Origin of the sequence: Bradyrhizobium sp. S3.12.5, assembly GCF_040548225.1 — a bacterium.
Lineage (GTDB): Bacteria > Pseudomonadota > Alphaproteobacteria > Rhizobiales > Xanthobacteraceae > Bradyrhizobium > Bradyrhizobium cytisi.
In genome coordinates this window covers 266,887-292,993 of the sequence record NZ_JBEPRF010000009.1, presented here as the reverse complement: position 1 = coordinate 292,993, position 26,107 = coordinate 266,887, and the positions used below count along the sequence as shown (strand labels likewise).

General features: G+C 59.3%; 23 protein-coding genes, 1 tRNA gene and 5 pseudogenes. 14 read left to right on the top strand and 15 right to left on the bottom strand.

Features of this window, described 5'->3' with window-relative positions; translation table 11 throughout:
* Nucleotides 1-48: 48 nt before the first annotated feature.
* The gene (locus ABIC09_RS15815) at nt 49-333 is read right to left on the bottom strand and encodes an integrase arm-type DNA-binding domain-containing protein (protein WP_354109839.1); all 285 of its coding nucleotides are present in this window, start codon (nt 331-333) and stop codon (nt 49-51) included.
* Between the two features lie 21 nt (nt 334-354).
* Here ABIC09_RS15815 and ABIC09_RS15810 point away from each other — a divergent pair, with 21 nt between their 5' ends.
* A complete protein-coding gene (locus tag ABIC09_RS15810) occupies nt 355-2,406 on the top strand; it encodes a DUF5695 domain-containing protein (RefSeq protein ID WP_354109838.1) in 2,052 nt (683 codons plus the stop codon).
* Between the two features lie 65 nt (nt 2,407-2,471).
* Here the strand turns inward: ABIC09_RS15810 and ABIC09_RS15805 are convergent.
* A pseudogene (locus tag ABIC09_RS15805) lies at nt 2,472-3,161 on the bottom strand (transposase); the annotation flags it as partial.
* Between the two features lie 382 nt (nt 3,162-3,543).
* A complete protein-coding gene (locus ABIC09_RS15800) occupies nt 3,544-4,488 on the bottom strand; it encodes a restriction endonuclease (RefSeq protein ID WP_354109837.1) in 945 nt (314 codons plus the stop codon).
* A 194-nt stretch (nt 4,489-4,682) separates the two neighbouring features.
* Here ABIC09_RS15800 and ABIC09_RS15795 point away from each other — a divergent pair, with 194 nt between their 5' ends.
* Entirely contained in the window at nt 4,683-4,814 is a 132-nt protein-coding gene (locus ABIC09_RS15795; protein ID WP_354109836.1) for a hypothetical protein, read from the top strand.
* A 161-nt stretch (nt 4,815-4,975) separates the two neighbouring features.
* Here ABIC09_RS15795 and ABIC09_RS15790 read toward each other — a convergent pair whose 3' ends face one another.
* Nucleotides 4,976-5,725: a hypothetical protein gene (locus ABIC09_RS15790; RefSeq protein ID WP_354109835.1), complete on the bottom strand. Its 750-nt coding sequence runs from the start codon at nt 5,723-5,725 to the stop codon at nt 4,976-4,978.
* Nucleotides 5,726-6,145: 420 nt separating this feature from the next.
* On the opposite strand from ABIC09_RS15790, the gene ABIC09_RS15785 reads away from it, so the two are divergent.
* Nucleotides 6,146-6,772, top strand: coding sequence for a hypothetical protein (locus ABIC09_RS15785; protein WP_354109834.1), 627 nt, complete (start codon nt 6,146-6,148; stop codon nt 6,770-6,772).
* Between the two features lie 1,216 nt (nt 6,773-7,988).
* Here the strand turns inward: ABIC09_RS15785 and ABIC09_RS15780 are convergent.
* Nucleotides 7,989-8,465 (bottom strand): DUF3833 family protein, encoded by a 477-nt coding sequence (locus ABIC09_RS15780; RefSeq protein ID WP_354109833.1) that lies wholly within the window; start codon nt 8,463-8,465, stop codon nt 7,989-7,991.
* Nucleotides 8,466-8,616: 151 nt separating this feature from the next.
* On the opposite strand from ABIC09_RS15780, the gene ABIC09_RS15775 reads away from it, so the two are divergent.
* From ABIC09_RS15775 to ABIC09_RS15750, 7 genes and pseudogenes are all read left to right on the top strand, one after another.
* A complete protein-coding gene (locus ABIC09_RS15775; RefSeq protein WP_354109832.1) occupies nt 8,617-9,048 on the top strand; it encodes a DUF2934 domain-containing protein in 432 nt (143 codons plus the stop codon).
* Nucleotides 9,049-9,850: 802 nt separating this feature from the next.
* Nucleotides 9,851-10,858, top strand: coding sequence for an exodeoxyribonuclease I (locus ABIC09_RS15770; protein ID WP_354109831.1), 1,008 nt, complete (start codon nt 9,851-9,853; stop codon nt 10,856-10,858).
* A 555-nt stretch (nt 10,859-11,413) separates the two neighbouring features.
* Nucleotides 11,414-12,810, top strand: a pseudogene (locus ABIC09_RS15765) (HipA domain-containing protein).
* Nucleotides 12,807-13,583, top strand: a complete 777-nt coding sequence (locus tag ABIC09_RS15760) for an HNH endonuclease (protein WP_354109830.1) — start codon at nt 12,807-12,809, stop codon at nt 13,581-13,583. Before ABIC09_RS15765 ends, ABIC09_RS15760 begins: the two are co-directional and overlap by 4 nt.
* Before the next feature lie 38 nt (nt 13,584-13,621).
* Nucleotides 13,622-14,349 (top strand): annotated as a pseudogene (locus tag ABIC09_RS15755) (CHAT domain-containing protein).
* Between the two features lie 30 nt (nt 14,350-14,379).
* A pseudogene (locus ABIC09_RS37440) lies at nt 14,380-14,445 on the top strand (CHAT domain-containing protein); the annotation flags it as partial.
* A gap of 235 nt (nt 14,446-14,680) precedes the next feature.
* Nucleotides 14,681-14,977, top strand: coding sequence for a hypothetical protein (locus tag ABIC09_RS15750; protein ID WP_354109829.1), 297 nt, complete (start codon nt 14,681-14,683; stop codon nt 14,975-14,977).
* Here the strand turns inward: ABIC09_RS15750 and ABIC09_RS15745 are convergent.
* The 6 genes from ABIC09_RS15745 to ABIC09_RS15715 form a co-directional block, all read right to left on the bottom strand.
* Nucleotides 14,967-16,136: an SEC-C domain-containing protein gene (locus ABIC09_RS15745; protein ID WP_354109828.1), complete on the bottom strand. Its 1,170-nt coding sequence runs from the start codon at nt 16,134-16,136 to the stop codon at nt 14,967-14,969. The genes ABIC09_RS15750 and ABIC09_RS15745 overlap by 11 nt on opposite strands.
* A gap of 307 nt (nt 16,137-16,443) precedes the next feature.
* Complete coding sequence (locus ABIC09_RS15735; protein ID WP_354109827.1) at nt 16,444-17,247, bottom strand: restriction endonuclease; 804 nt, start codon at nt 17,245-17,247, stop codon at nt 16,444-16,446.
* Nucleotides 17,201-17,662 carry a hypothetical protein gene (locus ABIC09_RS15730; protein ID WP_354109826.1) on the bottom strand — a complete coding sequence of 154 codons (462 nt, stop codon included), beginning with the start codon at nt 17,660-17,662 and terminating at the stop codon, nt 17,201-17,203. Before ABIC09_RS15730 ends, ABIC09_RS15735 begins: the two co-directional genes overlap by 47 nt.
* Nucleotides 17,659-18,270 (bottom strand): hypothetical protein, encoded by a 612-nt coding sequence (locus tag ABIC09_RS15725; protein ID WP_354109825.1) that lies wholly within the window; start codon nt 18,268-18,270, stop codon nt 17,659-17,661. The genes ABIC09_RS15730 and ABIC09_RS15725 overlap by 4 nt, the downstream gene beginning before the upstream one ends.
* 8 nt (nt 18,271-18,278) lie before the next feature.
* Complete coding sequence (locus ABIC09_RS15720; RefSeq protein ID WP_354109824.1) at nt 18,279-19,325, bottom strand: UvrD-helicase domain-containing protein; 1,047 nt, start codon at nt 19,323-19,325, stop codon at nt 18,279-18,281.
* A 10-nt stretch (nt 19,326-19,335) separates the two neighbouring features.
* A complete protein-coding gene (locus ABIC09_RS15715) occupies nt 19,336-20,931 on the bottom strand; it encodes an ATP-dependent nuclease (protein WP_354109823.1) in 1,596 nt (531 codons plus the stop codon).
* Nucleotides 20,932-21,068: 137 nt separating this feature from the next.
* On the opposite strand from ABIC09_RS15715, the gene ABIC09_RS15710 reads away from it, so the two are divergent.
* The gene (locus ABIC09_RS15710; RefSeq protein ID WP_354109822.1) at nt 21,069-22,475 is read left to right on the top strand and encodes a hypothetical protein; all 1,407 of its coding nucleotides are present in this window, start codon (nt 21,069-21,071) and stop codon (nt 22,473-22,475) included.
* On the opposite strand, the gene ABIC09_RS15705 is transcribed toward ABIC09_RS15710, so the two are convergent.
* Nucleotides 22,472-22,594 (bottom strand): hypothetical protein, encoded by a 123-nt coding sequence (locus ABIC09_RS15705; RefSeq protein WP_354109821.1) that lies wholly within the window; start codon nt 22,592-22,594, stop codon nt 22,472-22,474. The two genes, ABIC09_RS15710 and ABIC09_RS15705, sit on opposite strands and share 4 nt — an antisense overlap.
* Before the next feature lie 269 nt (nt 22,595-22,863).
* Here ABIC09_RS15705 and ABIC09_RS15700 point away from each other — a divergent pair, with 269 nt between their 5' ends.
* Both ABIC09_RS15700 and ABIC09_RS15695 read left to right on the top strand, forming a co-directional pair.
* Entirely contained in the window at nt 22,864-23,175 is a 312-nt protein-coding gene (locus tag ABIC09_RS15700) for a hypothetical protein (protein WP_354109820.1), read from the top strand.
* 152 nt (nt 23,176-23,327) lie between these two features.
* Entirely contained in the window at nt 23,328-24,071 is a 744-nt protein-coding gene (locus ABIC09_RS15695; RefSeq protein ID WP_354109819.1) for a hypothetical protein, read from the top strand.
* A 168-nt stretch (nt 24,072-24,239) separates the two neighbouring features.
* Here the strand turns inward: ABIC09_RS15695 and ABIC09_RS15690 are convergent, their stop codons facing one another.
* The 3 genes from ABIC09_RS15690 to ABIC09_RS15680 form a co-directional block, all read right to left on the bottom strand.
* A complete protein-coding gene (locus ABIC09_RS15690) occupies nt 24,240-24,737 on the bottom strand; it encodes a hypothetical protein (RefSeq protein ID WP_354109818.1) in 498 nt (165 codons plus the stop codon).
* A gap of 52 nt (nt 24,738-24,789) precedes the next feature.
* On the bottom strand, nt 24,790-25,278 hold the full coding sequence (locus ABIC09_RS15685; protein ID WP_354109817.1) for a hypothetical protein: 489 nt from the start codon (nt 25,276-25,278) through the stop codon (nt 24,790-24,792).
* Between the two features lie 86 nt (nt 25,279-25,364).
* Nucleotides 25,365-25,451: transfer RNA gene (locus ABIC09_RS15680), tRNA-Ser, on the bottom strand.
* A gap of 90 nt (nt 25,452-25,541) precedes the next feature.
* Between ABIC09_RS15680 and ABIC09_RS15675 the strand changes: the two are divergent.
* Nucleotides 25,542-25,920 (top strand): annotated as a pseudogene (locus tag ABIC09_RS15675) (hotdog domain-containing protein).
* Nucleotides 25,921-26,107: the final 187 nt, after the last annotated feature.

Here is a 26,107-nt window from a genome sequence, read left to right as displayed (position 1 = left end):
CTCGAACTGGCCAACAAGTAGCGTTCTATTTCCGAATTGGTCGGGGCTTCAGCCTTTGTTTGGGGCTCCGGAGATCTTGATCCGCGATTGCCGGAGTGGGTCGGCCGCCTGCAGGCGCGCCTTGGTTTTCTCGTCGACCGGGTCTTTGCCATTGGCAACCAGGCCCAAAACGCGCTTGGCCTCCTTGCGTGCAAGCTCTGGTGTCCAAGGGGCGCCCTGAGGACCGATGGTGACGAAGCGCTGCCGACCGAACACTCGGTACTTTGTGAACGTATGTCGCTTTTGTCGTGTTGACGTGTACGGCGGGAAACGGCACGCCTTGATCGTCCGCATGGGCAATACCGGATACGGTTGATGACGAAGACCAAAGGCATGTCTAAAGTCTGGATGTATACGCGTCGTACGATGCTGTTGGGCAGCAGCTTCTTGGGTAGCGCGTTGTTCAGGGGCGTTACGCTGCCTACACCCAATCGGCCGCAGCGCAAGGTTACCATGGTGTTAAAGGCGGCCGACTCTTCCTTCGTCGTTGGGTGCACACAAGATGGCATTACCTCGTTGCGTTATCGTAACGATACGTATGACACGGATTATGTCCTGCCTGGAGCCGTGCTGGGGACGGCTCACGCTAGAGTTCGGCGCGCCGGATCCGAGTGGCATACGCTTCGAACCGGCGTTGATGCAACGAAGCCGATGCATAGCGCGGCTCTTGAACTAGCAGCCCGCGATGGCGGTGTCCTTCTCACGACCCGGCTCGCAGTCGACGAGGCTGGATTGACGTGGGAGATCATGCTGCGGAACGACGGCATGGCGAGCGTGGAGGTTGGCGACCTCTATTTGCCCATGCCGATGAACACCGAATTTCCGGCAGGGCAACCGGTGTCGGTGGCTGTTTTGAAGCACAGCTTCGTCTCGGGGCATGGATCGCACATCTTCTGGATTCGCGGCAACGGCACCGGTCCCTTCCTCATACTCTTACCGGAAGCGGACACGTCACTGGAATATTGGAATGTCCACAAGGATTCGGCCGAAGCCAGTGGGACGTGGTGCGCCTACATCTTGGGCGGGGCGGCCGCCGGCGAGGCAGTGGCGGGCGGGACTCGCTGGCGACAGCCGACCCATTCCCTGTCCCTGTCGCCGGCCGAGGAACGGCGTTACCGTCTCCGCTTCCAGTGGGTTGCTGATTATGAGGCGGCGCGCAGGGCTATCGCGGACGCCGGTCTGGTGGACGTCGAGGTAATGCCGGGCATGACGGTTCCCAACGACCTGCATGTCGACATCGCGCTCGCGTCCTCCGTTCCGGTGGAGCGAATCGAAGCGGAATTTACCCGCGACACGGTGGCGCAACGGTTGCCGGATCGGGCCGGCAGGCGACTATGGCGGGTCCGGTTTTCGCGATTGGGCGAGAACCGACTGACCCTGCACCAGCCGGGTGCGCGCCAGACCTTTCTTGAATTCTTCGCTACCGAACCCGTCGAGACGATGATGAAGAAGCGCGCAGCCTTCATCGTGAAGCGGCAGCATCGTGACTCGTCCAAATGGTACGACGGTTTGTTCGGCGAGTGGAACATGGAGACGCAGATTCTGCTTGGCCCGGACAATTACGACCGGATCAAGGGCGGGCGCATCTACGAGGTGACGTGCGACGATCCCGGGCTGAGCAAGCCCGCTTACCTCGCGACCAAGAATGCCGAGCATCCTGATGCGGCGGAAGTGGCGGCGCTGGACCGGTATATCGATGCGTTCGTCTGGGGCGGGCTGCAACGTACCACACAGGAGGCATACGCCTACGGCCTTTACGGCATACCCGATTGGAAGCAGAACCGGGAAAGCAGCGATCCCGGCCCAAAGGGCCGCCTGCACATCTGGCGGCCTTATGACTATCCGCACATCTTCGCGATGTATTTGGCCATGCACCGCATCGCGCGTGACCATCCCGCGATCCCCACCCGCCAGAGCGCACGAGATTATTTGGTACGCGCCTACGGTACCGCGCTAGCCATGTTCACGGTGCCGATGCGCGTGGTGATGTGGTCTGCCTACCGCACCGGCTTCTACAACGAATGTGTGATCCCCGAACTTCTTTCGGCGCTCACGACGGCGGGCTTGATGCGCGAGGCGGCGACGCTGGAGGCGCACTGGGCGCGTAAGGTGCGCGCCTTCGTCGATCCGAAGGCGGACCTGTTCGGGTCGGAATATCCGTTCGATTCCACAGGCTTCGAATCAACGCAGGCACTGGCGCGCTCGGCCCTTGACGACCCTGTCGCCATGGGGGTTTCGAAGGCGGCAGCCCTTGCCTTCGCGGAGCGTCAGATCGCTGCAAACCTGTTCTGCCGTGGCTGGCTGCAACCTGCTTATTACTACCTGGGCAGCGATTATCGGCGCGGGCTCGCTCGATCCATGGGGTAAGTCCCGCCTCAACCTTGCGCCGGACCATCAAGCGGAATTCAGCGATGATCTCTCGCGGCTCGACCAGAGAGAGCCATGATAGCCGCGTTGGTCTCCTCACGACTCAGATAGCCCTCATACTGGAGGCGCTCAGCGGCGGTGAGCAGCTTAGGATAGATCGTGGTCGCACCGATGACGATGCGTATCTGGCGCATCGATTTGCGCACTGCATCGAGGAAGGCCCGACTGGCATTCTCCATTAGATGCCAACGATCGGCGACCTGTACCGCGTGCGGCAATGCTTTTGCCGTGGCTCGCCATATCCTCCACCACGATGACGGGCGACAATCGCGATCGTGGGACGAGCAGATAGCCAGGCTTGGGCGGTCGCGGGTTCACGATCCGGCAGCAAGGTGACCACCCGGCGCGTTTCGAGGTTGCAGATGATGCTCGCGTATCGGTGATTGCGCCGCCAGGCCCGGTCATCAATGCCAATAACCCTGAGCGTGTCAGCTGGGGGACGGCTACGGCGCCGAACTACCCGAAGAAGCGTATCTTGGCTCACCGGCAGCATTAGCCGCTTTGCAAACTGCTGCCGGTCGACCGCCAAGTGCCAGACCGAGGTGATGGACGATACAGTCCAGCCTCGCCGTGCGTCGTGCTGAAGGAGCCAGGACCCCCTCGGCGAAACGCTCGCTGAAGATTTGGCGCCCGCATAGGACGGCGTCGCAGCGGAAGCGGCGGGCGATTACTAGGAGCTGGACGATCCGCCCCGACCCACCGCGGCAAGATCCCATGTACGCAGTTGGTGCCTTCTTTCCTTCTTTACGGTGCTCTTGTGATCTTCGCCATGCAGTCTGTACCTGCCAACAATGATCGAGAACTCGTCCTGGCCGGGTATCCTATAGCGACCGAGCCTACTCCACGTCCCTACTGCATGCCCATCCGCTTACGACCCGAATGCCGCACAACGCAGTCACTTAAGAACTGCGGTCATCCGATTATCCGTGTCCACAAGTTCAAGGGTGCTCTCGCGATCGTCAATCAGGCCATATTCTGCCGCGAGCCTGATGAACAAGTCGCGCATCTTCGGTTCATGATCGAGGAAGAGCTCGCTAAGCCCCATAGAGTTGCTCCGCCAGGAACGTGACTGACAATTCAACTAACGTGTATGTCAAATCGCGGATGGGCCGATCGGAACGCATCGAGTGCGCGCATGCGAAGCTGGTCAAGCTTCCGGTCGATGCCATGATTGAGCATGAATGTGTGGCAATAGGATTTCCCACAACTACAGGGCTTGATACTTCCATCGCGCAGTCCGCCGATGAACACGCGCCGAAGTTCATCGACTTGCCTTGCGGCCTCGCGGACATGGCCTTGCGTGAGCGGGTCGCGCAAATGATGCAGCGATGGAATGCGCCGTATCTCATCGCCATCACGTGTCCGCCAGATGCCGGTATTGAGGGCTCCAATCGTGTCCTCAATGGCCTGAAGGAACGCAGGAAGCGAACTCTCCTGGTGGAAGGGTGTTCGGAATGCTGGCCGGTCAAAGAGCGGCGCCATGAGCCGCAAGGCCTCGTCGTCGTTCAGTCCGGCAAAATCGTCCGCGAGGCGGCGGATATCATCCCCAGAATCGGGAAACACTTCCCCTGCGCAGAACCTGCGAAGTAAATCTTCGGCGCGAAGTCGTAGATTCTCTTCAAACTCGACTGCGCTCCAGATGGTCAAGTGTTCGATGCTTAACGCCATTGCCGATGCTTCCACGGCATCGCGGGCCTTTGCGGAAATGCTGCCACCAGACACGAATTTGATCGCGTCGATCCGGCCTGTTGGCGCGGAGACGGCAGCCTCCATGTCGGCTTCGGCTTTCGTCCTTGTGAGCGCTCCACGGTTGACACATTGGATCACTGTGCGCCGGGGAGACGACGCATCGAACATATCTATGCCGACGATGTCGCGGCCCTGGTCGCTACCCGTTTGGCCGTACCAGGCAAGATTATTCCACCCCGCGCGCACATGATAGGCGAACACAAGTCGTTCGAACTCGACTCCGCCGAAGTCTTCAAAATGAATGCGCTGGACGGTACGGGACGGGGACGCCATGGCGATCCTGAACAAGCTGGTGCGGGCAGCCGGACTTGAGTCGGCACTGGAATGCTCCCCGGGGACTTTCTTACCATCTACGGCTTTCGCCGCCAATGCCGTCGCGCGTTCGCGAGACTCATGACCGCTGGATACCGGCGAGATGAACGCCCGCAGGGGTTATATCCGTTCGATCATCGATGCAGTCGAGGTCGATGGCGCGGTCCATCAAGATCATCGGCAGCAAGGACGTCCTGCAAGCAGCCATCGCCCGCAGACAGACCGAGAACGAAAATGTTCGTGGTTTTGTACGCAAATGGCGCGCCCGACACGATGCGAACACGTGACCTCCACCTTCGGAGGGTGGCACTCAAACTCAGGCGGGAAGCCTAAGGAGCGAGATCGAGAGTTCTATCTGGAAGCGGCACGACAGATTAGGGAAGAGTTGATTCGGCACGAGCTCAAAAGGCCAGATACGCAGTAGAACACCGCAAGATCCGGCGGCCGTTCATGGAGTCGCGATCAATCCGCCATCAGTTGCCACTATCCAGTGGTTGCCCCAACGCACGATCGAATCGATCCGTCCGATGCCGGGGACCGTGTCGCCGCGTGTTGCCATCCGAACGCCATCGGGCCCCGCCAGAACCGCCGTTCCGCCTCGAACATCAAGCACCGTCCAACCCTCAATGGTTGTCGGTCTTGTCTCCGGCGCAGGCATGACAGGTCCGCTGGTCGCTATCGATCCCGTCACCGTCATATCCGCTTGGCCCTGAAAAGCGGTGCTCGAATAATCCGGCGACAGGTGAGCCCCATCTGACCAAGCAGCGGCGGTCTTGGCGGAAATGCCCGCTCCGATTGCTGAGACCTGAGTTCCACTTGGCGGTCTTCGCAAAGCAAGAGGCGTTGCCGTCTTTCGCAGGCTTTCGCTTCTGCCGCCTGACTTTGGTTCGGCAACTCGACGCGAAGGCGCTTCTGCTAGAGTGGTCGGATTGGGAGACGCGGGAGGTACAGAACTGTACCAACCAAAGCCACCAGCCCAACCAGCGCCAAAGCCGATAACCAGTGCGCCCGCGATCAGCCAAATAGTGCGGTTTAGCTCACCGTCCATCTTCAAGAGCGCCAGAACCTCGTCTCGATCAGGATTGGAGAAATCCCGCGGGCCCAGCGTCACGGGCGGCCTTGGTACTTCGCTGCTGCTTGCAGCGACCGTCGCCTCGACCTTTTCCAAGGTACTGGCCTGGGCCTGATGCAATCGCATGATCGGATCTCTAGTGGCTCTCCGATGATCATGCTCGGAACTAAACCAACCCTTAACGACCGATCAATCTCAACGAATAATCAGCTCGAATGGGTCGCGCAGATGCCAACCGTGGAGGACTGCAGATCGATTCTGAGTGCTTAGCCGGCAGGCCAAGGAGGCTACCGATCATTTGGAGTGCTCCCATTCGAGTATCAGCGCCAGCGGCGGCCGAAATCCGATCAAGAGCGGCAAATTTCAGGATCTGTTGGGTCTAAATTGTCTTGTTGCATCACAGCAATTGGAATGTCGGACCGGGAATGAATGCGAGCGGCCCGTCGTGCGGCGTTAGGGCGACACAAGCTTTAGTTGACGTCTATCAATGGTTGTCCATAATCATCCTCGCAATTTCCTCACACTTTTTTAATTTTGGAGTAACACATGACGACCATTCGCATTCAGACAATCCAGATTCCTGCCAATTCTTGCGATGCCGACTGCATGCCATTACGGCAGAACAAATGGCAGATCGATTTTCCCGTCACGGACCCTGCTCGAATAGGGATTGGATACATCGTCGAGCCCGCTCCCTTCGTGTTCACGCCCGTGCCGTTTTCGATGCACGATCATCATTACTCGGCGAACAATACGCCCGATGCTGCGCGTGCCAATGTGACGTATCGGTTCACCGCTGCCGCCATCGTTAGAGATCTGGTCGTCGTTCAGCACACAAACGGCATTACTGAAATTGAGGGCTCAGTCTCAGATACGGGAGCTCCCGGCAGTTGGCAGAGCATCGGTCTCGCGAAGAGCCGCCTCGTAACTGACCCTGCGACCGGCAATACCCCAACTGGCGCAAATATGTTTGTCGAGGGCTCGACTGATTTGTTCGTATTTCCAAACCCAGCGGCCGCGAAGCAGTTTCTCAGGATCGTGATACACAAAACTCCGCTGCCCAATGGGTGGGCCACCTACAGAATTTATCCGCGAAATGATCAGCACGACCCTTATACGGCAGCGAGCCAAAATAGCTTATTGACTAGAGCCGGGCTGGTTGTAACTCCATAACTCGGGAGGCTTATGCCATCGCTCATACGGCGATGGACCTCCCGCTGGACCGCCGATCTATTTATCATCGTTCAAATATCGGCCGCCTAACTGCTCCGACCAAGGGGAGGCGCTCCAGATAAGCTCTCAAGAATTGAGGCCCGCATTCGCGCGGGCCTTTTCTCCCAGTCGTCCCTATGCGCCTATCTTACGCCTTCGCTTGATGCACGAGCGCTAGATCGCCCTGCTTTTTCCGCCGTGGCTTCTTGGCTACCGAGAAGGCTTCTTTCTCTGCCTTCACTTTGCTGACGGATTTGATCGAGTTCGTGGTCAATCTCTCCCTTCTGCCTTGAGTAGTTCTTGGATTCGCCTCAGTCTTTGCATCTACGGGTCTCCGAGGTTGAGTTGACCGTGCACTTATGTCCACGGCCTTTTCTCCGGCTCTCTAACCGAGAGCGGTGTACCTGGATGAGTTTGTTCGGCTCCCGCATTGAGGCGGGCGATGATCGACTTATACGAACGATTTGTAAGAGACACCAAATTGCCCGCGAAGTCGCTTGAACGTAACCACTGCCTTACCAGTCATGCGTCGTGCTCCTGTTGGAGCCGTGCGCACGGCTGTTTCGTCAGCCGACGAGGAGAGCTTATCCGGAGCTGCTCGTTAACCGAGCGTTTTTTCGAATGAGCTTCGAGCTTTTGCACCGCAACGCGCTTCTCTGGTAGGTAACGATACCTGTCGCATCGAGTAGCGATCGATGCAAAACAACAGCCTGCGTAAAATCTCGCAGCCCGAAAAGCGTTATACGAGCCAGGCCGGCCACCCCAATAGGGCGCTTCCATTTGGGCGATTGCATCGTGCGCTTGGTCGGTCCAAGATTTCTGCAATTGGCAGGAACAAACAAGCTGATCCGAAGTGAATCCTGTCTTTCTGCCGGAGGCGGCCCGCCGTCGCCGTATGAGTGCGCGACCATGCGTTACGTGGCATACGCTGTCGATCTATGGGGAGTCTCGAAGCGCATCCGGTGATCGAGCTCTGGACCGGCCCGCGGCGAATCGCAAGGCTAACTGTAGATGGGCCTGGGAAGACGGAGCATGGAGCCGCGCCCCATCGACGACGTGGAGCTCGAAAAATCTCAGGACGACATGGCGCGTGAGCAGCTCGGCCCGCTCGGTGTTCCTGGCTCGCCGGGCCCAGGCGCGCATAGCCCATAAGTACAGGAAAACACGCGACGGTTGTTCATAACTTCCGATATGTTACGTGCGCCGTCGCAAACGGAATGCCCGCACGTCCAGCGCTCCCACGTACGATGCAGCCGCGATCGTCGATCGCATAGAACCAATCGTCGAAGTTGAGCTTGAAAGATTTGCCACCGATTTGCGGGGTGTCGCGAGTGTACTTCCAATGAAAGGCGCAACCTGCTTGCTCACCTATGGCCTCGCCTTCGAGTCGGTTTTCCAATCCGGTGTACCTACCCTCGTCGCCTTTTCGTATCGTCCAATGCAACGTGTCAGAATGTCCGTCATCAAATGTGTAAGTCTCGGTGAATAGAACGATTTGCGTGTCTGACTCGAATTCACCGTGCGCCGCGATTGTCGCGCGCTTCAGCAACCCGCCCACCAGACTTTCTACCACCGCCCAACCTTCGATCCGTCCCATAAAAAATTGCTCAGGAAGAAATATCGGCCTTGTCCCTCTGAAATCGTCGATTGCCATTGGCGGATCCCGCTCAGGAATGCTCCCGAAAACTAAGTCTCCTGTTGCCAATGGGTTCCGATCGGCGCTGCACAGCACGACGGGCCTCACGTACTGAAGCCACGCGGCCGTGCGACAATTAGTACCGAAGAACTCCTTAGACCCCGGATCATTGAGCAATACCTACGAGCATTCTTCGCTCAGCGGGTCATATAAGCAGCCGGAGCAGCTTATGGGCTATCGAGAAGAACTTCGAAGGCTGCAACGTCAAATCGAACGGGCTAACCGCGCGATTCTCCTGGTCAAAGATAAGGCGACGGCGGAGCGTCTGGCAAGGTTCGCAGATGAGATCAAGGGCAGGCTCGATAAGCTCCAAGCCGCTGCGCTATGCGAGCAAACCAGCAGACCCGCTTTGGAGGCCGCGCCTCATTGGGAGGTTCACATGACGCATGCCTACGAGGACGATATACGAGCACGTGCGTATAAGCTCTGGGAAGCAGCCGGGAAGCCGGAAGGGCGCATGGATGAGTTCTGGTACGAGGCCGAGCGGCAGCTCAAAGCGGAGCAGATCAAGCATGAGCTTAAAACACCTGATACTCTCTGAGCCGTAGGACTTCCTGCGCAACTAATAATTGTTTTTTACATGAGCTTCGAGCTTTTGCAGCGCAGCGCATTTCTCTGGCAGGTAACCATACCTGTCGTAAATTTCGTCGAGGGCGGTTTTACCCCGCCTGTCACGTGGTTGAGCATGATCTCTGCGATGTCGCGCGATACTCCGAGGCGCGCGAGCATGGAGCGGAAGGTACGCCGAAGATCACGCACCTGCCATCCAGTCACACCTGATCGCTTGTCGAACTCCTTCTTCAGCTTTCCCCATGAGCCATTGTTGAAGTGCGTACCCTTGATGTGACCGGGGAAGTAGTAGTCGGAATTCTTGCCCTCGCCAATTGTCGCCTATCTTTTCTTGTCGATCGAGAATTGTGCGCGCCATCGGAAGGATCGGGATTGCGTGCGCACGCCCATTCTTTGTGAATTCTCCAGGGATAGTAAGCACGCGCCCTTCACGCCACGCTCGTCGTAGCCGTCCTATTTCGCCGTTCGACATCTCCAGAGAATGATGAGCCGGATCATATCCCCGAAGAAGCCCTCGCACGCGTGCCACACCTTCTTGAGCTCTGCGTCGCTCAGGATGTGATTACGTTTCTTATCATTGCCAGGAGCCGGATACTGACATGCGCACGATGAAGCTCTGGTGCATCGCCTGCATCCCCTCGCAGCGCATGTATTTCACGGTGTCTTCGAGGCAGGCCGCGATATCGGCGGGAGGCGTTGGGTTATAGGTCGAATATCCGGCATATCTGACGAGCAATCACCGCAACTGCCGCGCCGATGCGCTCAGCCTGGTGATGGCCGCCGATGCCGTATCGCCTGCGCAGCTGGTCGTGCCGGTCAACGAGGAAGGGCGGCGGACTTTTCGCTTGCAACAGCTGGCGACCGCGAATGGCGTCTCCCATGCTCGGGCGCACGACGCGATGTCCGATGTACTTGCGACGCTCGACCTATGCCGGCTGATCTATCAACGATCGCCGGAGTTGTGGCAGCGGTTTGTGCGCTTCTCGAACAAGGCGACCGTCGCGGATTTCGTCGAGGCCGAAGACGGCGTCGTGTTGACCGAGTTCTTCGGCGGCCAAGCCTATCATTCGCCGGTCGTCTGCATCGGCTCGGATCCCGATCAGGCCAATGGCCGGCTTTGCTTGAGCCTCAACGAAGATGTGGGCCGGCTCGCCGCGATGAGCGATCCCGAACTGCAAGTTCATCTGACGCAGAAGCCGAGTCCGATCCGTCGCTTCAGGATCAATGCCGCACCCACACTGACGGCGTTCTTCGACGCTCCCGAACATATGTTGGAGGGCGGTGCGATTGGCGATATCGAAGACTGGGCCCGTCGCGTGAAAGCGGACATTGGTCTGCGCACGCGGCTTGTGGCTGCGTACATCGCCGCGCGCGAGCCTTACGCGTTATCTCCGCACATCGAAGAGCGCATCTATAACGGCTTTCCCGGCCCTGCTGACGAGGCACGAATAGCCGCGTTCCACGATGCGCGATGGGAGGACCGCTTCGCGATCGTCCAGGGCATGGAAGACGAGCGACTGCGCTGGTTCGGCCTCCGGTTGATCTATTTCGAAGCGCGCTCGGTTCTCCCCGAACCTGCTCGATTGGAGGTCGAACGCTATTTAACCGATCAGATGACGGGTGACGGTTCGGGTTGCCTCACTATCGATCAGGCGATGGCCGAGACGGGAAGGATACTGGGAGAGGCTGTCGGTCCGGACGACCTTCTGATGCATTATCGCACTTACCTCCAGGATCGACGGGCGCGGTTGGAGGCCTATCGGGCGAAGTTGGTCGCCTGAATCCGCAAGATCGGGGTCGGGTCTGACTTTCGCGCATCTGAAATGCGCGATTGTCATTGACATTTTCCCCAGTTTTAGCGACTTTCGCGCATCTGAAATGCGGGCAAGTCTGTGACAATCCTCCTGGTCGGTGAAACCATTGACAGGCGACGCGCCCATGCCCAGGCGGCAGTGGGCGAGCTCATTCAGCTCGTCCGTGGGGTCTACGCCCAGGCCAATGCCGACGTCGATGCGGCGGTCTTGGCCCACGCTGTGCGCATCGCACATTATCTCTACCCGACCGCTTATCTCTCGTCGGCGTCCGCCGCGCTCCTGCGACCAACCCCCGACGGCCGGCTTTTCCTAAGCGGACGACGCAACCAGCGAACCCGGATCCGCACGCTCGAGATCGTCCAAAACGAAGCGCCCGCTCATCCCTCGACGGCGCCGGCGATCGTGGGCGACGATCAAGGTGAGATCAGGATCGAGGTGTCGTCACCGCGCCAGCGGTTCCTCGAAGCGTTCCGGCTCCGAAGCGAGCATGCCAGCGCTATTACCGACGAGCTTCGTGCCGATATGGCGGCACGGCTGATCGAGGAGTTTGGATCACCACAAGCGGCGGCGGACGCCGTCTGGGCGCTGGCTCGCGAGAATGGCTGGTATCGCGAGGGGGAAGGGGCCGAGCGCTACCTGACCACGCGCCCCTCTGCCGGAAAGGCGGTGGCGAACAAGGCGGCTCTTGAGCGGATCGTCGCCTGGCATGGCGAGCCTCTCGGCCGCCTGACGCATGACGGCTTCGAATGGCGTTGGAAGGCGACGGCGAATACGGCACCGCCGCTCGTTCGCCAGACAGCGCCCGGCAAGCTCCCCGCATTTGTGGAGTCGCTGTTGCCGGAAGGCTGGCTCGCCCAGGTGCTTCACGAGCGGGACGATCGCGATGCCATTCGCCGCGGCAAGCGGTTCATGTCGAACGTCGCTGTTGTTACCAATAAGAAAGAGCTCGAAGCGCTCCCGCTCGACGTCCTGCAAGCGCCGCTTGCGAAGTTCGCGAAAGGCGGGGAATTCACTGGACGCTATGTCGGTCCATCGCGGGGTGAGCTGGAGCACAGCTTCGAGGACAATCTCGCGCAGTTATTTGAGCGTGGGGAGACGCCCCGTCTGTCCGGCGTGCAAATCAAGGCACCGATGTGCCTGACGTCCGAGGGCGCGCTGATCCCGGCGATCGACGCGCCGTTCACCCACATCCTCAAGCCCGCGGGGATCGCCGGCTTCGACGCGCTGCCAGTCGTCGAATGGATCTGCCTGGAGCTCGGTCGAGCGGCGGGGTTCGTCGTGCCTGACGCCGCACTCGTCGGCATGCCCGACGGCATGGCGCCCGCACTCGTCGTCGAGCGGTTCGACATCAGGCGGGACGAGACTGACGAGCGCCGCCTCGCGCTCGAGGATTTTTGCTCGGTGCTCGATCTGCCCGCGGCGGCAAAGTACGACGGCACTATCGAGCGCGTGGCGCGCGGCTTCGACCGCTCTCCACCGATCCCGCCGACGATCTCGATGTTCTATTCCGGCGCGCGCTCTTCGCCTGGCTGATCGCCGACGGCGACATGCACCTCAAGAACCTGGCGTTGCTGAAGATCGCCGCGCCCGGCGCGCGGCAGTTCGAGAGCGTCCGGTTCGCGCCGCTGTACGACGCGGTCACGACGCGGGTCTTTCCGGGCCTTGCCAGTGATCGCATGGCGCTTAAACTGAGTGGAAAGGACGAACGGCTCACGCGGCGTGATTTTCTCACGCTTGCCCGTACGATCGAGCTCCCCGTCGCGCGCGCGGAAGACGCGATAACGACCGTAGCGGCGGCAACGCGCAAGGCCGCGGATGCTTTATCGCTGCCCAAAATTGCGCGTGACCGCGAAGGCGCCACGTCCGCGGAGGGGCGCGTCAAGGCGATCGTGGCTGAGCGATGCGGTGCCTTCGCATGAGCTTGGAATCGGTCAAAATATATGTTGGCGTGACCGACCTCGACTGGTTCGAGTTTCTGTCCGCGCGAAGCGTCGACGAGGTCAATTTCTGGCAACCAGGTGGCCGATCGCAGTTTCGCGCGCTTCAGCCCGGCGAGCTGTTTCTGTTCAAGCTCCATAGCCCGAACAACTTCATCGTCGGCGGCGGTCTGTTCGGCCATGCCTCGATCGTTCCGATCTCGCTCGCATGGGAAGCGTTCGGGGACAAGAACGGTGCCGCCTCGCTCGACGAAATGCGCGGTCGGGTGGCTCGCTATCGGCGCGAGCCGGTCGACTTTCGAACCGACTATTCGATCGGTTGCCGCATCTTGGAGCAACCGTTCTTCTGGCCGCGGGATCTCTGGCTTCCAATTGCCGATCGCTGGGCGCCGAGCATTGTGGTTGGAAAGGGGTTCGACACCGGCGAAGCGGACGGACGATTTCTATGGGACGCCGTTCGAGAGCGACTGACTGCTGCGCCTGTCGCTGCGTCGACTCCGCTCGCCGAGGTCGCGCGATATGGCGATCCAAGGCTTGTACGGCCACGCCTTGGTCAAGGCACGTTCCGGGTTGCTGTCACTGACAGCTACGGTAGGCGCTGCGCAGTCACGGGCGAGCGCACGTTGCCGGTCCTCGATGCTGCACACATCCGTGCGTACGGGGCTGGCGGCCAGCATGAAGTTAGTAATGGCCTGCTCCTTCGCACCGATATCCACAAACTGTTCGATCGCGGCTACGTGATGCAAGGAAGCTGAACAGACGGCAAGCTGGCTCATGGCCGAAGCCCAATGCCATGCCGAACGTCATCTCCAAGGACATCGATCACGACATTTCTGGGCGGGTTGCGGTCATTGCAAATCAGGATGACGAACGTCTGCGCGGAGACATTGATCGCCTTCTTTCAAAAGGCTATCGCGTCCCCAAGCCGCTGCAGTCCTCTCTCTCTCTCTCGGGCATCAATCGGCTGCTCCTGTCCCCCGACGGGGCACTGAACCTGCTGCCCTTCGCGCCGCTCATAGACGAGCACGGAGAGTATGTCGCGCAGCGCTTCGAACTCACCTACCTCACCAGCGGTCGCGACCTGTTGAGATTGGCGGCGCCAGCACCTGCACGCGGCAGCCCCTGGTGATGGCCGATCCGGACCAGAGCACAAGCGGTCCGCCGCGCGATATCGGCTTGTACCGCTCGAGCGACCTGGACCGCAGCGGCCTGGTTTTCACGCCGCTTGCGGGCACCGCCGCCGAGGCCAAAGCACTGCAAGGGCTGCTTAAGCTCGATGTGCAAGAGGTGCTCACCGGAGCCAATGCCACCGAGGAGAAGCTCAAGGGACTGCACGGTCCGCGCACCCTGCATGTGGCCACCCACGGGTTCTTCCTGAGCGATGCAGGTGGCGGCCGGGGCCCTTCAGCCAGTCAGCTTCGGCACAGAGACGCCGCCTCTGCCGCTGGGCGAGAACCCGATGCTGCGTTCGGGGCTCGCCCTGGCCGGGGCCAACGCGCGGCGCTCTGGCGAGAGCGATGATGGCATTCTCACCGCGGGGAAGCCGCGCAACTTGATTTGCGCGGCACCCAACTGGTGGTGCTCTCGGCCTGCGAGACCGGGCTGGGGCAGGTGGAAGAGGGGGGGAGCCTGCCAGTCCGGAATATTCGACGCATGACGTCCAGCGTTATCGAGGCGGAGCTAGGCGTGCCACCCGCGGACGCCGAGCAAATCCAGGCGAAGCTGATCGGGGAGGGCTATCTCGAACCATAGAAATTCACGCCCACACGCTTGTGAATGGCCCTCGTACAGCATAGCGACCGCCCGAAAATCTCCCGGCAGACGCCGAGGCGATCCTGACCCAGGTGCTTGATTGGGCGGACCGCACCAACGCCGTTGCCGCTGCGCGAGTGAAGGTGAAGACGATCCATCTCTACGGCAGCCGGAGCGGGGAGCGGAGGAAGTCGGCGATGTCGATCTCTTCATCGAGTTCACGACGATGGATCTGGGCCTGGATCTGACGCCCGAGGATCAACAACGTGAGTGGGAACGTTCTGAGGAGCTGGTCGCAATCTCGGAATACCTGAGCCCGTCATCGTTCATCGATTGGATGTTGATGGGTGACGTGCCCATGCGACAGGCTTTCCCGCGGTTGGGGGTCAGCCGCTGACGACTTCGACAACACCGGCCGAGAGAAACGATGTCGCGTCATCGGCCATCTCGCCGCCGGATCGGACGCGCATGGTGGTGCCGCTCCGCGTCATTTCGTTCAGGGCCCGCCGGTTATCTTCAGGCAAAGCGTCCCACCAGCTTGGTCGAAGGAAGAGATTGTCTGTGTGGATGAACAGGAGCCGGATCAAGGCGTCGGCCTTGCGGGCATCTTCGACCGCGACGAACGACGCAGCGAGCGCCTTGGCCGGACCGTCGTCGGTACCAATCCAGCCGAAGACAACGATGGTCTGCGCTTCGAACGTGGTCACCGTGAGCGTGATGTGATCGAAGTCGACGCCGTCGCGGCCGAGCTGCTGCAGCGGCTTTCCTTGAAGGTCGAACTCGGGGTGAAAAGCGCCGCAGGCGACGACCGGAAGGACCTGATCGAACCGGACAGCAACGAAGTGGAAGTCGTCGCGCGCGCCGGACAGCAGACGCTCGTCGAACTGGCTTTTCCAGACATCCATGTCCCGCATGCCGATCTTGATCCCTGCGACGACAGTAGCAAGGTGCATTTGAACCATAGCCTGCTTCCAGAACGGGTGGCCGCAGTCCGCTTCGCGCTGGATCTCAGTGCTCCTGAACTGCGCTTCTTTTGCGAAGCGCTCATAGGCGATGGCACGGTAGGAGAACAGGAAGGCGGTGTCTTTCGTCAGCGACAACGTTTTGCCTTCGATCGGCTTGAAGAGCATGGTGTCGTGCCTGCTGCAGAACCCGGGAAATACCGACGCGTTGTTAACACCGACCTTGCGCGGCTGCGGGTTGCCGTCGGTCTCGATCATCTCCTTCATCGATGGTTTCACCGTGAGGACGTGTCCGGCCTCAGCGATCGCGGCGAGACCGCCCTTCTTCTGCACGGTGTGAGCCTTGGTGATCGTCGCACTACAAGGATCGACGGAAGGATCAGGGTGCGAGCAAAAGCCGTCGCGAAGTTCGGCGATTATCCCGCCTTCGATCTCGAAGACGTTGACCGGCTTTTGCTGTTCACGCCGAAAGTGGCACCACTTGTATTTCTTGCCAGAGCGGCACCAGCACAGTTCGTACGGCCCCATCGTCTCGACGGGCTGGATGGGATCGGGTCTTATTTTTGGTGCGTTGAGTGAAGGATGCGGAGCCATACTTCACATATAGTAATGCAATATATTCGCGTCGACATGTCGCCAGCTTGTCTCCGGACATGTCCACATCCCCGTTCGGAAGCGCTCGTATCGTAGCGGGAATCCCCTCGGATCCTACCCTAGATCGCAAGCGTGGTCTGGGCGACGCCAACGCCCAGCCGGGACACGCGATGACCTCCCAAGTGGCAACGGACCGAGAAGCTCGTCTTCCGGGCATGTCAGATCGAACCAAGCCATGCGCTGGTCGCGGCGCAGCACGGCCATCTGGCGATCGTGATACGGCGCGATGTCCTTGGCCAACGTTTAATTAGTCGGCGAGATCGAAGCTCACCGGCGCGCCGTTCCAGGCGTGGTAGAGATGCGAACCATCCCAATAGGATACCCTTTCGTTGTCCAGTTTTCGCTTCGCACGCCAAACTAGGTCGCCTTTGAGCCTGGAGATGGTTGAAGGACCGAATTGTGGGATCTCGAAACCGCGTTGACCGTAGCCGTCATCAGACACCGTGTGATTGCCGAGTCCCATCAGCAAAGCGGCGTGTCTGGTTTCTTTGATGACCAGCGCGAAGTTGTTCCGGATGACGTTGTATCCGGAATGCGCATGTAGCACCCGGGGGTCGCGGCGATTAGCCACTTCCAAGATCAGCCGACCAACAGCTTCGGGCGAGACTAGAGACGATTTGTCGGCGATGATACCTTCCGTTGCTCTGGCACACCAGTTTACGACGTCTTGTCGTTCGGCAAGCTCAATCGAATTTGGGAATCGAGCGGCCCATCGACGGGCTCCAGGCAGATAGCTCGATGTCGTGACAAACAGGGATTTGCTCGCGCCTTCTCCGATGCCTATCCCATACAGAGCAGCGACATTTGTCAGATCAATCTTGTTGCCAATGGCATACCGCTTTGCCTGTACGACCGTGAGGATGTCGCCAATGGGGTCTCGTTGCCAAAGCCGGAGGTCGACGCCGTTGTCGGCAGTGCCGGGGCCAAGCTCGGCGGTAAATCCCTGGTTCTGAAATATGCGAAACAATAGTGTCTCGAAGTCGCGCCAATGCAGGCGATTGAGATCATCCGTGATTGCGCACGAAATGATCGTACAGCTCTTGATAAACATCGGCGGTGTCTTGGGTGACGAGGCTGCAAACCCAGCGCCAATGAAAATAGCGAACGAACGCTGAAGAGAGCGGCTCGAGCTCGGTATAAATGGCCATCGTGTAGCCATTGAGATTTTCATAGAAGTATCCGCGCTTTTCGAGGATTTCTCGGAAACCGGGCTCGTGGCCCTCAGGATCCTCTCCACCAAGCACCGTGACCAGATCGCCTCCGCATATCAGCAGTGTTACCACCGGCGGTTCATGCGGCTCCCCTGCGACATGGTCCAAGTAAGGCTTGAAGCCGCAGTCAAACCAAAGATCCTTGCTTTCCGCCCAGCTTTGAATCGCCCCCTGCAGGGTGGCTATTTCCACCTCAAGATCGGCGTCCGACCACTTTTGGCGCGTCGCAAAATGGATTCCTTCGTCGCGGCTCATGGTCCGGCGCCCTGCAGAGAGTCCAGATAACCGTCTGTCCCGGAGAAATAGCCGTCGAGTGCCTTCATTACGTCCGCGAGCGCAGCGAGGTCGAGCTCGCTGTGCGCGATGGGAATCGGCCGGCCCTTGATGTCGACGGGATACCTGTACGAGAAGGATTTTGGATCGACCTTCGCAAACTCGTCGACTATCTGAGCGACAGTCGGATCGGTCCCGTCGACGTCCCGGTGGCCGTAGCCGTTGAGAACGGCCATCAGTGCCTTCCACAGGTCGCCCAAGTCATGGGTGTTCCAAATTGCGTCCACGCCCACGGTGTGGCCGTAGGTCGAGATCAGGTACTTCAGCGACAGCTCGATAAACTGCCGGTAGTTGAAGATGATCGGATAGACCAGGGACGACCGATCAACGTCGTCGGCGATCGCGCGCTCGACCATCAAGTCGGCCGCTCTCTTATACCCCGTCATCATCATCACGAGCCGGCCGTGACCGTGCGGGTCGATGTAAGCGCTATCCTGCCAGTTCTGCGATTGCGTGAAAGGCCGATCGCCGGCCTTCGGCCATCGGAATTCCCTATTCAAAATCGATTCGAAGGCGTTCTCCTCTGTCATGGCACCTCCTATTTGTAGACTTGGACGTCAGGGATCGCCACCGCGCCATCGTGAACAAAGGCAAGGCTGTGCCGCGCGCGCGTCGCGCCGACATACATCCTCGCGACCGATTTCTCGACGTGGCTGATCTGTCCTGTGCTTAGCCATTTTTTTGCAAGGCCGTGTGGGAAGATCATAACCCTGTCGAAGGTCAGGCCCTTTGACTCGCCGAAATTCATCGCCGGTAGATCACGGCAGGCGGTCTTTTTGTCGAACCGCAGAACCTGCGGTGCGAACGCCGCCACATAGGCATCGACCTTCGCGGGTGTGACGATGAACACACCATCATGGCCGGTCACAATGTCGTTCAGGGACTTGGTGGCGGGCTCGCTGGGGAAGAAGCGATCGCCGAGATCAGCGATGTGCTGATGACAGCGATGGGTGTGTTGTTCGTAGGTCAGCGCCGCGAGTCCGGCTTTGTCCCATGCTTTGAATTTCTTGATGATGTTGATGCCGCCGAAAGCTGCATTCTTCTTGCCCTGATTGGTCTTGAGGGTGGCCTGTCTGTGGTCGCCGACCAGCGTGAGCTTTATTCCGGCCTTCAAGATAAGTTCGAGGACGTCGAGATCGTAGCCGGCCATATCCTGAATCTCGTCCACGAAAATGTGGTCGAAGCGCTGCGCGAGCCGGCGCATGACCGCGCCGTTTGCCCGGCGGTTACATTCGCAGATGAATTTCGAGATCTTATCGGAGTAGATGAGGCGCCCGCCAGCGAAATAATGAGCGGCGGTGTTCGATTCTGGGATGTAGGGAACGGAACGTCCTTCCTCCCACTGAAGTCCCTCGATCCGGCGGTCGTGCATCACACGCCTGTACGGACGCGCGAGGTCGCGCAGCAGGAAGCTGAACCATGTCATCACTTCGAGATTGGATGAGATGACCGGCCCCAGGCCGTAAAGCTTGCGCTCGATCTCTTTTTCGTTGTTGCGCGTGTAGGTGACGAGCAACGACCGTTCGGCGCCACCCGCGGCCTCGCCGACGATGCGGGTGGTTTTGCCGCCGCCTGCGGCGCACATGATGATCCGATTAGCTGACGGCACTGGCGATGTACCCTGGAATGATCCATGGTTCCGTCGTCTTGAAGAACCTCAGCGCCGTGTCGGCCTTGTTGTCCTTCATATAGTCCAGCAGGGCAGCATCCGAAACGAACGTCTTGCCGAGCACCTTTTCGATCGCAGCTCTGCCATTTGCCTTGAGGAGTTGCGGCTCGAGCGTCGGGTAGTTTTCATCGGTGTCGTAGAGGATGCTGATTTTCGGCTTTCCCGCGTAGTCTGCGTATTTCGTGGCGAGGGCGGGGACCTTGCCATCGTTATCCGTCACGACCGCCACCATCCGATCGAGGAGCACGGCGATCTCGAGGAAGCGTCGGAAGGCAAGTGAATTGACGGAGATAACGTCAATGCCGTTATCGAGCGGCATTTTGCCGTGCTGTTTCACATAGGCGGCCTGGACGATCAACTCGTCCGATGGCCCTTCGACGAGGATGGCACGCCTCGCCAGGATGAGCCGCAAGGTATCGTGACCCGGCAAGCGCATGAAGTAATCCTGCGTGCCGCTGGTCAGGGCGTTGAGCCGGATCGATTTGCCATGGTGGAATAGGACCACAGCCTCGACGCCCAGCTTGTTGAGGACGAAGCTGCTGTGTGTGGTGATGATGAGCTGGCGGCTGCCGCGCCGCGTGGCGATGTGGCTGATGAGCTCGTTGAGGTTCGAAAAGGACAGATGGTTCTCCGCCTCTTCGATCAGGATCAGATGGGAGTCGGCCGACGACTCCATCGCCAACTTGATCTTGATGGCGTTCTGTTCCCCCTTGCCGACGAGCGGAAGCGGCACATCGTCGAGGTGTGGCATGACGCCGGTCTCCCAGGTCGCACGCGATGACGTGTCGAGCGAAACCGAAAGCGCCTTTTCCGAAATTTCGCCCTTCTTCTTGGCGAGCGCCTCGTTGACGCCCTTGACCTTGGCATTGTCGAGGAACGCGTCCTTCATCATACGATAGGACAGTGCGAGATCGACCTTCTGGCCCTTGCTAAGACTGTCGCGCATGATGTCTACGACGTAACGGCTGGCCGCGGCGTTATTGCGGATGGTGCTCGCGTCGATGAAGGCCGGCTTGATTGGTATAGAGCGTGAGGTGAGCAGTTCGTTGTCAGAGAATCCGCGCCATCTCACCACGTAATATTCGATCGGCAAGGTCCGGATCAGTGTCGGGTCCGCGACGTAGGATTTGAATTCCTCCGCATAGTCCTGATTGAACTCGATCGAAAGCGCGACGCCGGGCAGGTCGGCTTCGAGAGTGTTGTTGGTCCCCTTGAGTTTCGACAGCGCTGCATCGTCGTGGAAATAGAGCTCGATGAGAATCGCTGGCGGTGCGGTCGAAGTTTTGGCGATGAGGGCGGCAATGTAGTTCGCCACGGTCTCGGCATTGAAGAGATGTGGGTGAAGTTCCGTTTGAATCGGTCGACTGTTGAGCTGACCAGTGAGCGCAAGATGAATCGCCTCGAGCAGGGTCGATTTTCCGCTCTCGTTGTCGCCTACGATAATATTCAGATCGGGATTTAGAGTGACATCTGTTGTCTTCAGGCAACGATAATTACTGATGATCACCCGCGATATATACAACGTTCCCTCCTAGTGACCACCCCCTAAAGCCACCACGGCAAGGTTGTAGGAAGATTAGTCGAAGAACAGCTTTTGGTCTACTTATGTAGAGTGGGTGAGACGCCCAAAGAGCCGAGATTGTTAAGAACGGAGAACATATGCGGGAGCTGCCGCAATGGGAGTTTGATATCTACGCGCTTTCGGTGCCGCGGGGCCACGGCTTCGGCGATAAAGAGCCGAGAGCGGCGTGGCTGACCGACGACGGGCGCACGTTCGGCATCGTGACGATGTACCATCAGACAGGGCCCTTCGGGTATATCGTCATGCGGCGCCGTGTTGATTCGGTCTGGGTCATTACCGCCGAGGCGACCGACTTTGGCACGCTGCACGAGGCGAGGCTTGCTATCGAACCGTTGATGATCGAGGGCAAAGAGCTGGAGCCGATGAAACCAGGGGTCGCTGCGCGGCCATCCCTGTTTGATCTGCAAGGGCGTGAACCGAGCGAGGTCTTCAAGCTGCTCACGCGCCCGTCGCATGTCCCAGCGGCGTGGGCGCTGAACCATCTCTATCTTGCCCTTCCGAAGCCGGATCGGAACTGGGTCAGCGACTGCCAGACCGTCAATTTCCACACCCGCATATGGGAGGCGCAATTGCTTGCGTCGTTTCGCGAGCAGGGGTTGCTGGTGACCCAGCCCTATGAGTCTCCGGATTTCCATATCGCGAACCGCCTTGGAGGCGAGGCCTGGGTGGAAGCGGTTACGGCAAACCCACCAGTCGCGTACAATCATGTGAACGCACCGCACGGGGCAATGCCGACGGAGAAAGAGGAAGTGTTCTTCGGCGCGGCCGCGCTACGGTTCGCGAAGACGTTGGGCAACAAGCTGGACCGGGCCTACGACAAGCTACCGCATGTCACGGGCAAGCCCTTCATGATCGCCATCGCCGACTTTCAGGCGCCGTCCTCTATGATCTGGAGCCGGGAGGGACTGATTGGCTACTTGTATGGGGAAGGCGCGCAGGTCGCGACAGTTGACGGCCGGGCGCAGGCTGTCGCGATGCCGGCCACGCACTTGCTCGGGCCGTCGGCCTTTCCCGCCGGGTTGTTCGCCGATGATCGTCACGCTGAGCTTTCGGCGGTGATTTTCTCGAATGCCTGCTCGATCGCCAAGCTGTATCGCGTACCAATTTCCGGCGGTGGGGCGCCGAAGGGCCTGCGCTATACGCGGATTGGAAATTTCTTTGATCGGACCCCAGGAGCGCTCTCCGGCATTCCGTTCTGCTTGGATATCACGAGCGACGAGTATAGGGGGTTATGGCCTCACGGATACGAGCCGTGGACGGCTGAGATGGAGGTCTTTCACAACCCCTTCGCCCGGCATCCGGTCCCGTTCGAGCTTCTGCCCGAGGCGACCCATTGGCACGAGGAGAATGGTGTGCGGCTATGCAGCACCGTCTACGAGACGTCGATCCTTTGGTCGCGAACCATCATCCAGAACGAAGATCAACGGCCGCCACAACTCGAAGATTTCCTGGGCGGGGAGCGAAGTCGAGCAGTGACTCTCTAGCCCGCGGCGAGGGCGCTGTGTTTGTCCAGCGCTTTCATCAGGATGGCGTTCGCGGCTGTGAAATTGTCGAGCTGGTCCTCGGCAACAAGCTGCCGCGCCGCGTCCACGTAGTCGCGCATCCCGGCGACCCACTCCAATCAACGTGATGCTCTTCGGGCATGGGAATCAATCCGCGTCAATGAGATGCGTGGCGTCTTGCTGTCCGATAACCACGACAGTCTGCCGCGTGCAGGAGATACCGTGCCGACGTACGCGTGATAGTTTTCGCGTCTTTGCAGTCGATTTCGACGTTCACCGCGGAGTCACCGTTTTTTTTTGACGTAATTCATGATAAATGAGTGGTATGAGGGATAATTTGCAAGCAATACTTTCGGTATTCGCGGCCGCGGTGCGTGCGCTGCTGCAGGACAAGGAGCTTGCTTATGCCGATCCGGCCGAACGCGCGCTCGTCGCGCGAATTCGGGATCTCCTGCACGGCCAATATGTCGGTTGGTCGATCGATCTCGAATGGAATCGCCGCGAGGATGTCATCAAGCGTCTTCGATACGATCTCAGCGATAATGAACTGATTGGCAAGGACGCCATCGTGCCTGACCTGATCGTGCATCGGGTTGGAAAGAGGGAGAACCTGCTGGTTGTCGAGGTCAAGAAGTCGACGAACAAGGACTTTGAGGGGACATATGGAAGCTCAAGGGCATGACCGAGCAAGCTGGACCCTACGGTTACAGGGTCGGCCTTCATCTGGTGATCGACGTGAAGGCAGGGGTTGCCCGCTCGTTGCGACGTTTATGTTGATGCCGAGCTGGATGACGAGTTGACGGAATGGACGCGCCGGGAGCTGGAGGGAGCAGATTGACCGCAGACCCGGCCGAGATCGTCAAGCTGGTGGGACGATTCACCGGCCTGGACCTGACGCAAACGCTATCGCGCATCGAAGGCGCGGTTAGCGGCGTTACGGCGGGAGACTGTACGGGCTTCCTCGAAAGTGCAGTGGCCGGCCGCGACGTTCTCGTAGCGGCCGCCGAGATGAAGCGGCTGGCCGGCCAAATCAACGTCACGATCCATGCGCTCGGCATCCTCATGTGTCTGCCACACATTCTCGAGCCGGACGAGCGGGTCGAATCTGTGTCGCTCGGCGCCGGGAATACGGGCCGCGACTTCGATCTTGAGACCAATGTTCGGGTTGCCGAATTCAAGTTCATCCGGTGGCGGGGCGGCGCGGAAACGATCCGCCAGAACTCCGTTTTCAAGGATTATTTGCTGCTTGCCGAGCATCCAACGGCGAAGCGGAAGCACCTTTATCTGCTCGGAACCGAGCACGCGATCAGGTTCTTGCGAGGTGGGCGGGCAATGTCGAGTTTGCTGACCAGAAACAGCAAGCTGCAGAAAATGTTCGCGGATCGATCTGGTGAGAGATTCCGAACGGTCGGCGACTACTACGCGGTTCACGGAAACACGGTGCAGATAGATGATGTCTCACCGTGGCTTCGGTGGAAGATCAGCTACTACGGCGATCTCGACGGCTTACGCGAGCGCATGGAGGCGCTGGGCGTGCCATCTCATTTAATCGAGTATGCCCTGCTGAGTGAGTTTTGAAGTGCCTGAACAGATTGGAGCGATCGAAGAGGAACAAATCGGGTAATGCGCGCGGCGACCAAAATTTCGAATGAAGAGTATATCCATGAAGCTGTGAAACAGTTTCAGATTGGTGGCCGGATCCGTGGTCTTCGCACCATCCCGCAAGCGATCTAGCTGGTCCGAGAGTTATTGTTCATGCGCCGGAACGACGACTTCTTGGATATATACCAGCCCAGTGGTCAGACCTGCGGTCTTGAGCACGCTCAGCATCGCGCTCTGTATCTGATCTAGGTCGGCGCCTTGATTCTGGTTGACCGTGACCGTCGCGTTTCCACCAGCCGTCGCGTCGATGCGAAGACCGGCAGCAGTCTGATCCGTGTTGGAGACTGGCGCGCTGTTAGGACCGACGAGCGCGCCGGCTATTTTCCCGGATCTCTTCCCGTGTCCAGATGCAGGCCTTCGATGGTGACGTCTTGGCCGGCCTTGACCTTCGCCAACGACCTCGCGAGCGCCATGGATGTCGCGAATGAAAGCATTCCCGCCGGCCTCGATGTCAAGACCAACCCGGGAGTGCACGGCGGTTTTGGCGACGGCGTCGGCCTGCATCGCTCGGATGCAGACCTCGTCCGCTGCCGCGACTCGCGACAGGCGACCAACATACCACGCGAAGCGTGTGATGATCATCGTCAGGGCACCTGCGTTGTGGATGGCTGGGGAAAACCGTCCCGCCGCTCGTCTAGGCGAGCGAGATCTTCCGCTTTATGTCCTGCACGACGACGCGCTCTTCGATGCCGAGCGTTACCATTTTCAGCGAGATCGTAACGGGTGTCACCCGCGACTGCGATATCGCGAAGCCGGCGGGAATGCCGATCTCACAGTCGTACTCTTCGCCCGGGTCAAGTGATGTAGCCAGGTCGTAGCGCGACTGGATGTCCCACGGCTCATAGCGCGGCCCTTCGTCAATGGCCCAGCCGAGCGGCCGCCATCTAATCGCGAACTGTGCGTTGGTGGGCTGGCTGATGAACAGTTCGCGTAACCGAACCGATTGAGCAGACACGTTGCGCAGAGTGATGTCGAAGGCTCGAAGCATGTCACCGGCGTCGATCTCTTCCATTTTGATCGACAAGAGCGGACTGCTGCGAGCCAAGCCCCAGTCCCAGGCCTTGCGGCTCATGGTGGCTGCGATCCGGCCGATGATGCCTGCGGCGGCGGTTGCGAACGGCACCGACTATCTCCATGCTCAAAGCGTTTGCTTGTGTGGGATGGAGGTGGGGGACGGGAGACGGAAATTAGCTAAGAGTTTGATTTTGCTGGCGCACCCGACACGATTCGAACGTGTGACCTTTGCCTTCGGAGGGCAACGGTCAGGTGCGCAGACGATCTCTTAGTCACGTGTGCTACGGAAGCGAATAGATAAATCTGCTCTTCATTCATGCCTTAGCCGTCCAGCGACCCAATGAAAGCAACCCACTACGCTTCTGTTGCGACATCGTCAAATCAGTGTTCGGCCAAATTGTGTATCACGCGAATTTTGCGCTTCATGGAACGCGGCAGGACGAATTACTTGCGCCTGCTCGGGACCAGTCAGCATGCGCTGCTCCACGAAGCGCAGAACGATGCGCCCGGCTTTACCTTTGTCGTCCGGTCGATGACAATCGAGTTTCTAAAGCCGGCGGTCTTGGACGACGTGCTTGACGTCGTTACGTTCCCGCAAGAGGTGAGAGGCGCGTCAATTACCTTACTGCAGGAATGCAGGCGCGCAGAGGACCTCTTGGTCACGGCGCGTGTACGTGTGGCGTTTATCTCAGGCGGAAAAGCGCAACGTATCCCGAAGGCGCTGCGGCTTGCTATGGAAGGGCATAAATGAACCTGCTCCCCATTCAAGCCCTGGCCGTCCGCCGACCAACGAAGAGGTGCGTTGCGCCGCGGATCGGAGGCGCATAGGCCTGCGAAATAGCTACATGTAGAAGCTGTAGCTGACCTGCGGCTTCTCGGTCGGGCTGACGTATTTCACGATGTCTCCGATCTTCCGGGCGCATTCCAGCGTGATCGGT